This is a genomic window from Paraburkholderia sp. LEh10, assembly GCF_017814945.1.
Taxonomy (GTDB): Bacteria; Pseudomonadota; Gammaproteobacteria; order Burkholderiales; family Burkholderiaceae; genus Paraburkholderia.
The window spans coordinates 144811-157242 of record NZ_JAGIPX010000016.1 but is presented as its reverse complement, the minus strand read 5'-3'; the positions used below and the strand labels follow the sequence as shown (position 1 = coordinate 157242).

Sequence of the window (12432 nt, the reverse complement as noted above, 5' to 3'; positions counted from 1 at the left end):
GGCGGTGTGAGCGGCTTTCTTTGCCTACTTTCTTTGCCGCGGCAAAGAAAGTAGGTGCCGCCCCGCACAGGGGCAACACCTGCGCCGCGAGGCGCTATCGCGGATGCCAGCGATAGTGGCAAAGCACACTGCCAGTGAAAGCAAAAAAAACCGCCCAGCATCGCAGACAAAAAAATCACCCTTGCGCTCCAATCACATTCACAACCCGCACATGCCGCGTATCAGGCACTTCCGCATACGACAACACCTTCAACTGCGGCAAGCTGCGCCGCAAAAACCGCGCAAGCATCGCCCGCAACGAATGCTGGACAAGCATCACGGGAGTAAGCCCCAGATTCTGCTGCCGCGTCATCGCCTTTTGAGTCTCCATCAGCAACGTATTCGCGAGACCAGGTTCGAGGCCGGGATTCGTGCCCGTGGCGAGCGCGTGCGTCAAGACGCGCTCCAGATTCGCGTCGAGACCCATCACCTGGACGTCGCCATTGCCGGGGAACCACTGCTGCGTGATCGCGCGGCCAAGCGAGAGGCGCACGGCGGCCGTGAGATCGTGCGGATCGGTGATCTTCGAGCCGTGCTCGGACAGCGACTCGAGAATCGTGCCCATGTCGCGGATCGGCACGCCTTCTTCCAGCAGGTTCTGCAACACCTTCTGCAGCGTGGCGACAGAGATCATCTTCGGCACGACGTCGTCGACGAGCGGCGCGGCATCCTTCTGCATCCGCTCGATCAACGCCTGAACTTCCTGGCGGCCAAGCAGTTCCGCCGCATGCGTGACGACGAGGTGATTCAGGTGGGTCGCGACGACCGTGCTCGAATCGACCACCGTGTAGCCGTACACCTGCGCCTGTTCGCGCAGATTCGTGTCGATCCAGATCGCCGGCAGGCCGAACGCCGGGTCTTGCGTCGGCGTACCCGGCAGCGCGGCCGTGACCTGGCCGGGATTGATCGCGAGCCATTGACCCGGATACGCCTCGCCGACGCCCACCTCGACGCCCTTGAGCGCGATCCGGTAGCCGTTCGGGCGCAGCTCCAGATTGTCGCGAATATGAATGACGGGCGGCAGAAAGCCGATTTCCTGCGCGAACTTCTTCCGGATGTTCTTGATGCGCTTGAGCAGTTCGCCCTCCGAGTTCTTGTCGACGAGGGGAATCAGGCGGTAGCCCACTTCGAGGCCGAGCGGATCGATCATCGTCACGTCGTCCCAGCTGGCTTCCGCGCCTTCCGCCGGTGCGAGCGCCTGCGGCGCGACCTCGGCGAGCGCCGTGCGGGTCTTGCTCTGCGCAGCGCGCTTTTTCATCATGCGGCCGAGCTGGATCGCGCCGCCCCCCAGCAGCAGAAACGCGAAGTGAGGCATGCCCGGAATCAGGCCCATCAGCACGAGGATCGAGCCCGTGATCATCAGCACGCGCGGGTTCGTGAACAACTGGCCCGTCAGCTGCGTGCCGATGTCCTCGTTGGTCGCGACGCGCGACACGATCACGCCCGCCGCCGTCGAAATCACCAGCGACGGAATCTGTGCGACGAGGCCGTCACCGATGGTCAGCAGCGTGTAAGTCTTGCCGGCATCCGCGAAATCCATCCCGTGCTGCACGATGCCGACGATCAGCCCGCCCAGAATGTTGATGACCATGATCAGCAGACCGGCAATCGCATCGCCGCGCACGAACTTGCTCGCGCCGTCCATCGAGCCGTAGAACTCGGCTTCCTGCGCGACTTCCATGCGGCGCTTGCGCGCCTGGTCTTCGTTGATCATGCCGGCGTTCAGGTCGGCGTCGATCGACATCTGCTTGCCGGGCATCGCGTCCAGCGTGAAGCGCGCGGACACTTCCGCGATACGCCCCGCGCCCTTCGTGATGACCATGAAGTTGATCACCATCAGGATGATGAACACGACGATACCGACCGCGAAGTTGCCGCCGACGAGGAAGTGGCCGAACGCCTCGATCACGGCGCCCGCCGCGCCCGGACCGGTATGGCCTTCGAGCAGCACGATACGCGTCGAAGCGACGTTCAGCGACAGCCGCAGCAGCGTCGAGAACAGCAGCACGCTCGGAAAGGCCGCGAAGTCGAGCGGCTTCATCGTGTACATGCTGACGAGCAGCACCATCACCGACAGCGCGATGTTGAACGTGAACAGCAGATCGAGCAGGAACGGCGGCAACGGCAGAATCATCATGCCGAGGATCATGACGATCAGAAGCGGGCCCGCCAGCGCCCGCAGGTTCGTGCCGTTCAGCGCGTCCGGCCGTCGTGAAAGGAAACCCGCGCGGGCGTTCATGCTGATGCTCCGTTTTGATTGTCGCCGCCGAGCGCGTCGGAGGCTTCCTGGTCGGCTTCGTCGTCCGGAACGCCGCCCTTGTCCAGCTCCGGCGGAACGTCCAGTTCCGTCGGCGCGACAGGCGCGACGCCACCGTCTTCCTTGAAGCGGCGCAGTTGATAGACCCACGCGAGCACTTCCGCGACGGCGCCATACAGCGCGCCCGGAATCTCGCGATTCAATTCGACGTTGTGATACAGCGCACGCGCGAGCGGCGGCGCTTCGAGCAGTGGAATGTTGTGCTCCGTCGCCAGCTCGCGGATGCGCGCGGCCACGAGGTTCACGCCCTTCGCGACCACCTTCGGCGCGCCCATCTCGCCGTCCGTGTATTGCAGCGCGACCGCGAAGTGCGTCGGGTTCGTCACCACCACGTCCGCCTTCGGTACGTTCGCCATCATCCGGCGCCGCGCCATCGCGCGCTGCTGCGAACGGATGCGCGCCTTCACGTGCGGATCGCCTTCGCTCTCGCGATGCTCGCGCTTCACTTCTTCCTTCGTCATGCGCAGCTTCTTGTGGAAGTTCCACAACTGGTACGGCACGTCGAGCGCCGCGATCACGAACATGCCCGCGACTGTCATCGCGCAGCACACGGCGACCAGATGGCCCGCGTGCGACAGCGCGACATGCAGCGGTTGCGTCGTGAGCGCGAGGATGTCCTCGCGCCGGGACCAGATTGCAAGCCCGCCGATCAGCCCGACTACGAAGATCTTTGCGAGCGACATCCCAAGCTGGATGACGCCGTTGATCGAAAAGATGCGGCCGAGACCCGCCACGGGGTTCAGGCGCGCGAAATTCGGCGACAGCGATCTGGTCGACAGCAGCCAGCCGCCGAGCGCCATCGGCGCGAGCAGCGCCGCGAGGCCCATCAGCACGAGCAACGGCAGCAGCGCGTACGCGCCTTCGCGGGCGACGGCGCCCGCGTCGGACAGCGTGCGCTTCGTATCGAAGACGGTCCCGTGATTAAACGTCAAGGCCGTGCGCAGCATCGTCTGCACGTGCTCGCCGATCATTCCGGACAGGCCCCACGCGCCGAGAAACCCGGCCGCCACGAGCGCGAACGTCGCCAGCTCCCGCGAGCGCGCGACCTGCCCTTCCTCCCGCGCCTTCTCCAGGCGCCGGGGGGTGGCTGATTCGGTCTTTTCGAGGTCGCTATCCTCTGCCAACGCGCTCTCCAGCGGGAAGGGCACCATGCCCTTTTTCAGTGACAGCGATTATTCCTGCAGACGTCGAGCGCCGATTGGCGGATAAGGGCGGGGAAACCGGGGTATTTCAACCGATCGTACACAGCAGCAGGCTTCCGGCGCACCGGCAACGGCGTGGAGGCGAGCTGCGGCGCGGGGACGGCCTGGGCGACGCGCGGCGGCGGCCAGCCGGGACGGCGAGCTTCGGCGACGCGCGGTGGCCGCCAGCCGGGACGGACAGCTTCGGCGACGCGCGGCGGCCGCCAGCCGGGACGGCGAGGTTCGGCGACGCGCGGCGGCCGTCAGCCGGGACGGACAGCTTCGGCGACGCGCGGCGGCCGCCAGCCGGGACAGCCAGCTTCGGCGACGCGCGGCGGCCGCCAGCCGGGCGCCGGGCAAGAAGCGCCGCGTGCTTGCGTCGCCTGTCATTCGGGCCATACGAAGCGGGCCGCGGCGCCGCGCGGCCCGTCATGCCGTCAGAACGCCACGAATGGCGCCTGGCCGCCCGACGCACGCTTGTCCATCCCGAAGTACACGTAGCGGCCGAAGAAGAACGGCAGCCCGAGATCGAACGCCGTCAGCGAACCGATCTGCCCGCCGAGATTGTTGAACACGAAGTTGCTCTGGTTGCTCAGCAGCGTCTGCGCGCTGACGATGCTGATCGTCGCCGCACCTGTTGCGCCGTTCGCGCCGACGAGGCTCACCGTGCGTTGCTGCGGCGAGCTGGGGCAGTAGAACGCCGACAGGCTGCCGCCGCACAGCACCAGCGAGTCGTCCTGGAAGAAGTAGGCGTTCGAGCCCGAATCCATGAACGCGCTCGTCTTCGTGCCGTTGAACTGGCTGTTGACGAGGTCGCCCGACGCGTCGGTCGTATAGGTCGTGGCCGCCGCATTGCCGTTGTTCGACTGCGTGCCGATGCCGAACACGACCGTGCCCGTCGCCGACACCGCGCCGCTCGACGAAATGGGCGCCATCTGCACGATCACGCCATTGTTGTCGACGGCGAATTTCGGCACCGGGTTGGCCACCTGCTTCGACGTCTCGGCGAGCGTGCGCGTGCAGTTCGCACCGTTCGGACACGCGTAATAGTTGCTGAACTGCGCGACGTTGCCCTGGACCGAGCACGCCGCGCCGCAGTCGACGGGCGCCACGCCAATTCCGATGATGCCGTTCGCGCCCAGCGACTGCGCGGTGTTCTCCGCCGCGCCGTTCACGCATCCACCCGGAATGGTCGAATCGGGCAGATCGCCGATCACCTGGATCGGGATGTTGTTCGCCACTTCGCCGCTGATCTTCACGGTTGCCGTGCGCGTCGTGCCCCAGCTGAAGCCGTCCGCGAAGTGCGTGCATTCGACGAGCTGGCCGCCCGCCGTCGCTTGCTGGATGGGCAGTGAGTTCGCCAATGAGCCGAGCGCGGAATTGACGACGCGCAGGCCGAACGAGCCGGTATCGAGCAGCACATGGTCGATGGTCGTGCAGTTCGTGGTGGAGTTCGGCGCGCAGACGGTCACGCTGATGGTCGGGATGTTGATGATGTTCGCCACACCACGATCGACGGTCACGGCCACCGTGTTCGGCGCGTTCGCGGCGATAGGTTGCTGGCTGGGGGCGCTATTGTTGTTATTGTTATTGTTATTGTTATTGTTGGAAGACGACGACGAATCTCCGCCTCCGCCACAACCTGCGACGAGCGCTGTCATCGCGATGACGGATAGGGCCAGCACGGCCTTCATGACACGGGTGCACTCTTCTAGCTTCACGGCAAATCGCATGGCTGGTCTCCCGTCGTCAGTGGATATCGTTGCCGCTCATGCCCGCGGGTAATGCCTGCGGCAGCCAGGCCTGGCCCGAGAACGCACCCATGTGGCCGCCCGAACGCACGACAAGTCCGCTGTCCTGCACGACACCGGGACCGTGGCCGCCGCCGCGCAATGCGCGCGCGTTCGTCACGCCCGCCACATACTGCGGAAAATAGCTGCCGAGCAGACTGGACAGATTGGGCATCTGCGGCCCGCTCCATGCGAGGCCGAACACATTGCCCGTCGTCGAAATGTACTCGCGCACCACCGTGCCGTTGCCGAGCGTCGTCTCGCGGACGGTATAGGACGCCGCGGCGCCCGACGACGAAGAAGAAGCTGACGAAACCGTCGCGCCCGAACTGGCCGACGACGCGCTGCGCATCACGGCAACACCGCTCGATGGCGCAGGCACCGTGACGGTCGTGGCGCTCGACCCGGGCGGCGGCGTCATCGGACTGCCGCCTAGCGCGGCGCTGGCGGGCTGCGACGCGAGCATGGCGGGCAGCGCACAACAAAATGTGGAAACAACTGTGGAAACGGCAGCAGCACGGCTGAAGCGAATCGACATGGTAACGACACCTCCCGAATCGACGTCGGACCGCGCCGCAATTTGCGGTCCCGAGTTGTTGATACTGGAAGAAACGGCGCGGCTGAAAACGGCTGAAAGCAGCTAAAAGCGTCCACGAGCGGCGCGCGAGCACGCCGGGGCCGCGCGCAAAACGGCGGCGAACGGCGTCATTCACCATCCTCCCCTGGCCGTAGTATGCCAGTGGTTGATGACGGCGCACGATTTCCGGGCGCGCCAACGGATGCGCACCGACGCAGCAGGCATCGATGCGGAAGGTGTCGATGAGGTGCGCTGCCGTGATGTCACGGAGCAGCTCGCGTTTCTGCGCAGCGCGCCCCGTTTGTACGTGTCGAACGGCGCGACGGGTCGCCCGCGCCGGGGCCCGGCTTCAGAAACCGAGGCTCGCGAGCAGATCGTCCACCTGCCCCTGATCCTGCACCACGTCGGTCTTGCCTTCCGGGTTGATCTGCGGACCGTTGAGCAGGCTTTGCGGGCTCCCCGTCGGCGAAACGGGATCGTGCTGCGCTTGCGCAACGAGTTGCGCCGCCGTCGCCGCAAACTGCTCGCGCCGCTCAGCCGCAATGTTGTCGATCAGCACGCCGAGAAGCTGCTGCTCGATCAGATACACCACATCCGTGATCTTCTTGATGACCTGCCCGGTCAGATCCTGGAAGTCCTGCGCCATCATGATCTCGAGCATCTGTGCGTTGGTCGCCGTCGTGACCTCGGGCACGCCGCGCAGGAACTTGCGCGTGTCATCCATCAGCGCGCGCACTTCCTCGCGCTCGATGGGCGCCGCATACCACTGCTCCCAGCGTGCATCGAGCTCGGCCGCGTCGTGCTGCAACTGTTCCTGCAACGGCTTTGCGATCTCGATCGAAGTCAGAACGCGCTCGGCGGCCTGCTCGGTCATCGTCGCGATGTACTTCAGACGGTCGCGAGCGTCCGGCACCGCTTCCGCCGCGCGCTCGACATGCTTGTCGATCCCCAGCTCGCGCATCGAATCGCGCAGTGTGCGCGTGAGCTGCCCGATGCGCGCCAGGATGCGGTCGGTCGCGAGGTCGGTGCCGTCTTCCCTGGCGCCTTGCTCGTTGATGGGTGGGTTCACATCAGCTCCCGGTTTTTGCCATCTTCTCGAGAATCTTGTTGAGCTTCTCGTCGAGCGTCGCCGCCGTGAACGGTTTCACCACGTAGCCGCTCGCGCCTGCCTGAGCGGCCGCGATGATGTTTTCCTTCTTCGATTCCGCCGTGACCATCAGCACGGGCAGATGCGCGAGCGACGCATCGGCGCGGATTTCCTTCAGCATCGCGAGGCCGTCGAGGTTCGGCATGTTCCAGTCCGAAATCACGAACTCGTAGGCGCCGCTGCGCAGACGCGCGAGGCCCGCTGCGCCGTCTTCCGCTTCGTCGACGTTCGAGTAGCCCAGCTCCTTGAGCAGGTTGCGGACGATCCGGCGCATCGTCGGAAAGTCGTCCACAACCAGAATCTTCATTCCCTTATCCATTTCCTGTTCCTTTTCCCCAATCCAGATGGCGCGGTGGTTATCGGCTTATCTCAATTTGCGGCCGAGGCCCGCATCATACGCGCTGAACGCGCTCACCCATTGCAGCGAGACGCCCCATCACGCGCCGGCTCATTTCCGACAGCGGCGCGATCTCGTCGGCAGCGCCGATTGCGATCGCCTCGCGCGGCATGCCGAACACGATGCAGCTCGCCTCGTCCTGCGCGAGCGTGTACGCGCCCGCCTTGCGCATGTCCAGCAGTCCCGCTGCGCCGTCGCGGCCCATGCCCGTCAGGATCACGCCAACGGCGTTCTTCCCCGCATGCTGCGCCGCCGAGCGGAACAGCACATCGACAGACGGACGATGCCGGTTGACCGGCGGGTCGTCTGACAGATGCGCGATATAGTTGGCTCCGCTACGGGCGAGCAACAGGTGAGCGTGACCGGGCGCGATATACGCATGACCCGGCAGCACGCGTTCGCCGTGCTCTGCCTCTTTAACGGTAATCCGGCACAAACCATTAAGGCGTTGCGCGAAAGATTTTGTGAAACCCGGCGGCATGTGCTGCGCGATCAGCACGGCGGGCGCGTCGGGCGGCAGCGGCACGAGCACTTCGCGGATCGCTTCCGTGCCGCCCGTCGATGCGCCGACGATGATCAGCTTTTCCGTCGACACGAGCGGGTTGTTGAACAGCGGCGCCGGCGCGGCCTGCGCGGCGGGCGCGCCGCCAGCATGACCGGCCGCCGCCGCATGCTGCGCGGGCGCGGCCTGGCGCACGCGCGCGCGGGCAGCGGCGCGCACTTTGTCCGCGAGCTTTTCCGCGTAGTCGAGCATGCCGTCGCGGATGCCGACTTTCGGCTTCGTCACGAAATCGACGGCGCCCAGTTCCAGCGCGCGCAGCGTGATTTCCGAGCCGCGCTCCGTCAGCGACGACACCATCACGACGGGCATCGGCCGCAGGCGCATCAGCTTCTCGAGAAAGTCGAGGCCGTCCATGCGCGGCATTTCGACATCGAGCGTCAGCACGTCCGGGTTGTGCTGCTTGATGAGCTCACGCGCGACGAGCGGATCGGGCGCGGTGGCGACGACCGTCATGTCCGGCTGACTGTTGATGATCTCCGTCATCAGGCTACGAATCAGCGCCGAATCGTCGACGCACAATACTTTGATTTTTTGCACAGCGTTCACGCCTCCTCGACGGTCCTGGCGTTGTTTGGTTGGATAAGGCGCGCGGGCGCGCCGAATAATTCGATTCGCGGCTTCGAGGCGGGCGCGTTCGAGCCAGCCGCCGCATTCGCGCCAAACAGCTCGATGCGCGGCTTCGCTGCGGCGGGCGCCGAGAACAGCTCGACGCGCGCACGCGCCTTCGCGAGCCGGTCGGCGCGCTCTTCGGCCGATTGCCGCGCGAGCGCCTGTTCGCGTTCCGCGACGCCCGCTTCCTGTTGCAGGCGCAGCTTCTTGACCATCACCTGGCCCGTGCGCGGCATGAACGCGACCTTGCGCGGATGCTTGCCTTCGAGGTCTTCGGCGACGATGCGGATCTTCTCCAGCGCGAGATAGCGGCGCACGAACGCGGAGTTGCGATCGCCGATGTTCATCGTCGTCATTCCAGCGAGCACGGCCGCTCCGCCGAATACCTTCGCCTCGAAACGCTCGCGCCGTCCGCCTGCCTTGATCAGTTCGTTGATCAGCACTTCCATTGCGTACGCACCGTAGCGCATCGAATCGGACGCGGCTTGCGCGAGGTCGGCGCCGTCGTCGGGCAGCATGAAGTGATTCATGCCGCCGATGCCCGCCGTGCGATCCTGAATGCACGCGGCCACGCACGAGCCGAGCACCGTGACGAGCACCATGTCGTCGCTCGTCGTATAGAACTCGTTCGGCAGCAGCTTCACGCCGGGGCGCTGGAAGTGGTTGTCGTAATAGAGATTCGTTGCGATCGGCAGGGCGCTGCTCATGCGGGCACCCCACTCGCCGCGCCGTGGTTCGAAGCACGGTGAGCCGCACGGCCGGCGCCCGTCGCGGCGCCCGCGTCGCGCGTCAGTTCGTACACGGTCTGGCCGCGCAGACGGAACGCCTGCGTGACATACGTGAAGTTCTCCGAGTGCCCGGCGAACAGCAGCCCGCCCGGCTTCACGAGCGGCTCGAAGCGCGTCAGCACCTGGGCCTGCGTCGGCTTGTCGAAGTAGATCATCACGTTGCGGCAGAAGATCGCGTCGAACTGCGTGTTCAGTCCGTAGTCGCGATCGGTCAGGTTCAGTTGCTCGAAGCGGATCATCGCGCGCACTTCGGGGCGCACCTTCACCATGCCGGCATGCGCGCCCGTGCCCTTCAGGAAAAAGCGCTTGAGCCGCTCCTGCGACAGATGCTTGACCTGATCGAACTGATACATGCCCGCTTCGCCCTTGGCGAGCACCTGCGTATCGATGTCCGTCGCGAGCACCGTCGCCTGGCGCGCGGCGTGATCGCCGAGCGCTTCGATCAGCGTCATCGCGATCGAATACGGCTCCTCGCCCGTCGATGCCGCCGAGCACCACACGGACACCGGCCCGGAGCGGCGCGTGACGAAGTCGGCGAGGATCGGAAAGTGATGTGCCTCGCGGAAGAACGCGGTGAGGTTCGTGGTGAGCGCGTTGGTGAACGCTTCCCACTCGGCGGGATCGTTATCCGCTTCGAGCATGTCGAGATACTGGCGGAACGAGTCGAGCCCGCGCGCGCGCAGCCGCCGCGCAAGTCGGCTGTATGCCATGTCGCGCTTGTGATCGGACAGCGAAATGCCCGCGCTGCGGTGAATCAGCTCGCGAATGCGAGCGAAATCCGCCGATGTGAACTCGAAGTCGCGAGCCTGTTCGGCAGATCTCGCCGGCTCTGCCCGCTCAGGGCGCGATTGCGCGCGCGTTGCCATCATGATGTCTTCCGTCTGCCATTAGGAGCGCCGCACCGCCCGCCGATCCTGCTAATGCCGCCTTTCCCCGCGATCGCGTCGGCGCTGGCGTCAGCGCCGCTGCCTGTCGTGTTGCCTGCACTGCTGTCTGCGTTACTCGCGCCATCTCTGACTGCGCCGCGTGCGCATGCCTGCCCGTTGCTGTCCGGACGGACGCGCTTGCCGCCGCGCGTGCGCCTTCACGACGCATCGCGCTGAAACGTCCGCCATGGGACGAGGTGCCGCGAGTCCGCATATCCGTGCGCCGTTGGTCAGAACGTTTCCCAGTCGGCGTCCGACGCGGAGGCGACGCTCGCCGTCTGACGCGCGACGGGCTCGGCCGCCGCGTGCGCCTTCCTGACCACGGGTTCGACACGCGCGGGCGCAGCCGCTTCCGTCCTCGCGGCGGCAGGCTGCGCATGCGCCGGTTGCGCCGGTTGCGCCGCGTGCGCGACGGCGGCCTTCACGCGAGTCTTCGCCGCTTTCGCCGACGCCGGGCGCTGCGTCTGCCGCGCACCGCCATAAGCCCCGCCTTGACCGCCATTCACGCGCCACTGCCCGATCACCGTCTGCAGCGAACGCGTCTGCTCTTCGAGCGAGGCCGCCGCTGCCGCCGCCTGTTCGACGAGCGCCGCGTTCTGCTGCGTCACCTCGTCCATTTGCACGACGGCGCGATTGACCTGCTCGATGCCGCCCGACTGCTCTTCCGATGCCGCGCTGATCTCGCCCATGATGTCCGTCACGCGGCGCACGGCCTGCACGATCTCGTCCATCGTCGTGCCTGCCTGGCCGACGAGCGCCGAGCCGTTCTGAACCTTATCGGCGGAGTCACCGATCAGTTCCTTGATTTCCTTCGCCGCGCTCGCGCTGCGTTGCGCGAGGCTGCGCACTTCGCCCGCGACGACGGCGAAGCCGCGGCCCTGCTCGCCGGCGCGCGCCGCTTCGACGGCCGCGTTGAGCGCGAGAATGTTGGTCTGGAACGCGATGCCTTCGATCACGCTGATGATGTCGACGACCTTGTTCGAACTGGTCGCGATGTCCTGCATCGTGCTGACCACCTGACTCACCACCTGGCCGCCGCGCGTCGCGATATCCGACGCGTTCACGGCAAGCTGGCTCGCCTGGCGCGCGTTCTCGGCGTTCTGGCGCACGGTGCCCGTCAGCTGCTCCATGCTCGACGCCGTTTCCTGCAGCGAGGCCGCCTGCTGTTCCGTGCGCTGCGACAGGTCCGTGTTGCCCATCGAGATTTCGCGCGCGCCCGTGTCGATCGATTCGACGCTCGCGTGCACCGACTTGAGCATCGCCGACAGGCTATCCTGCATATGCTTGACGGCCTGGAAGAGGCGCCCGATTTCGTTCGTGCCCGAGGTGTCCACGTGCTGCGACAGGTCGCCCTTCGCAATGCGCTCGAAGCACGAAATCGCGTTGTTCAGCGGCTGCACGATCATGCCGCGCATCGCGAAGCGGATCGCCACGACCAGCACCAGCGCGAGCACCACGACGCCGATGATCAGCGCGCGCATCGTCGTCATCTGCGCGACGGTGTCCGCCTGCTGCTGCTCGGCGTGCGCCTGCAACGCCTTGATGACGGGCGACGACGCGTTGTCGTACACGACGAACATCGGGCTGATCTTCGTGTCGGCGATCGCGTGATAGCCGGACAGGTCGCTTGCCCGCAGCGCGGTGAACTCGGGGTTCACGCCGTCGTTGAGGAGCGACGCGCGCTTCGCAACGACAGCGTCGATCAGCGACGGGTCGATGCCGTTCTTCCGGGTGTTCAGGAACGCCTGCCAGTTTTCATTCGATTTGCCAAGCAGTTCGGCCGCGCGGTCGAGCACCTGCTTCGACTGCTCGATCTCGCCCGCCGCGATCAACGCGTTGACGCGGTCGAGCGACACGCGCGAGCGCAGCAGATACGAAGCCGAATCGTTCAGCGTGCGGATCGCCACCATGTCGCCGTGCGCCATGCTGTCCAGCGCGTCGCCCGAGCGGCTCAGTGCGGCGAGCCCAAGCGCCCCGACGATCACCGTCAGCGAAACCAGAATGATCCCCACGAGAGTCAGCGTCGTGCGAATCGACCATCTGCTCAGCATTTGTTCTACTCCCTGATTACTGTCGGTTCTACGTCGTTCCCGCGACCC

The 12432-nt window shown here is 65.9% G+C and carries 11 protein-coding genes; 1 reads left to right on the top strand and 10 read right to left on the bottom strand.

Features of this window, described 5'->3' with window-relative positions; genetic code table 11:
- Window positions 1-175 precede the first annotated feature (175 nt).
- The 4 genes from flhA to J8I87_RS16115 all read right to left on the bottom strand — a co-directional run bounded on the left by flhA (window position 176) and on the right by J8I87_RS16115 (window position 5793).
- On the bottom strand, window positions 176-2278 hold the full coding sequence (gene flhA, locus J8I87_RS16130) for a flagellar biosynthesis protein FlhA (RefSeq protein WP_209932463.1): 2103 nt from the start codon (window positions 2276-2278) through the stop codon (window positions 176-178).
- Window positions 2275-3480 carry a flagellar biosynthesis protein FlhB gene (flhB, locus tag J8I87_RS16125; RefSeq protein WP_209932478.1) on the bottom strand — a complete coding sequence of 402 codons (1206 nt, stop codon included), beginning with the start codon at window positions 3478-3480 and terminating at the stop codon, window positions 2275-2277. Before flhB ends, flhA begins: the two co-directional genes overlap by 4 nt.
- A gap of 494 nt (window positions 3481-3974) precedes the next feature.
- The gene (locus J8I87_RS16120; protein ID WP_209932461.1) at window positions 3975-5270 is read right to left on the bottom strand and encodes a DUF3443 domain-containing protein; all 1296 of its coding nucleotides are present in this window, start codon (window positions 5268-5270) and stop codon (window positions 3975-3977) included.
- A 16-nt stretch (window positions 5271-5286) separates the two neighbouring features.
- Window positions 5287-5793, bottom strand: a complete 507-nt coding sequence (locus J8I87_RS16115; protein WP_313064618.1) for a DUF2844 domain-containing protein — start codon at window positions 5791-5793, stop codon at window positions 5287-5289.
- Here J8I87_RS16115 and J8I87_RS46000 point away from each other — a divergent pair.
- The gene (locus J8I87_RS46000) at window positions 5711-5971 is read left to right on the top strand and encodes a hypothetical protein (RefSeq protein WP_313064627.1); all 261 of its coding nucleotides are present in this window, start codon (window positions 5711-5713) and stop codon (window positions 5969-5971) included. The two genes, J8I87_RS16115 and J8I87_RS46000, sit on opposite strands and share 83 nt — an antisense overlap.
- A 282-nt stretch (window positions 5972-6253) precedes the next feature.
- Here J8I87_RS46000 and cheZ read toward each other — a convergent pair whose 3' ends face one another.
- The 6 genes from cheZ to J8I87_RS16085 all read right to left on the bottom strand — a co-directional run bounded on the left by cheZ (window position 6254) and on the right by J8I87_RS16085 (window position 12384).
- Window positions 6254-6973, bottom strand: coding sequence for a protein phosphatase CheZ (gene cheZ, locus J8I87_RS16110; RefSeq protein WP_209932459.1), 720 nt, complete (start codon window positions 6971-6973; stop codon window positions 6254-6256).
- Window position 6974: 1 nt separating this feature from the next.
- A complete protein-coding gene (gene cheY / locus J8I87_RS16105) occupies window positions 6975-7370 on the bottom strand; it encodes a chemotaxis response regulator CheY (protein WP_209932458.1) in 396 nt (131 codons plus the stop codon).
- 73 nt (window positions 7371-7443) lie between these two features.
- On the bottom strand, window positions 7444-8547 hold the full coding sequence (locus tag J8I87_RS16100) for a chemotaxis response regulator protein-glutamate methylesterase (RefSeq protein WP_209932457.1): 1104 nt from the start codon (window positions 8545-8547) through the stop codon (window positions 7444-7446).
- Window positions 8548-8552: 5 nt separating this feature from the next.
- Entirely contained in the window at window positions 8553-9326 is a 774-nt protein-coding gene (cheD, locus tag J8I87_RS16095) for a chemoreceptor glutamine deamidase CheD (RefSeq protein WP_209932455.1), read from the bottom strand.
- Window positions 9323-10276, bottom strand: a complete 954-nt coding sequence (locus J8I87_RS16090; RefSeq protein WP_209932454.1) for a CheR family methyltransferase — start codon at window positions 10274-10276, stop codon at window positions 9323-9325. Before J8I87_RS16090 ends, cheD begins: the two co-directional genes overlap by 4 nt.
- 287 nt (window positions 10277-10563) lie before the next feature.
- Window positions 10564-12384 carry a methyl-accepting chemotaxis protein gene (locus J8I87_RS16085; RefSeq protein WP_209932453.1) on the bottom strand — a complete coding sequence of 607 codons (1821 nt, stop codon included), beginning with the start codon at window positions 12382-12384 and terminating at the stop codon, window positions 10564-10566.
- Between the last annotated feature and the right edge of the window lie 48 nt (window positions 12385-12432).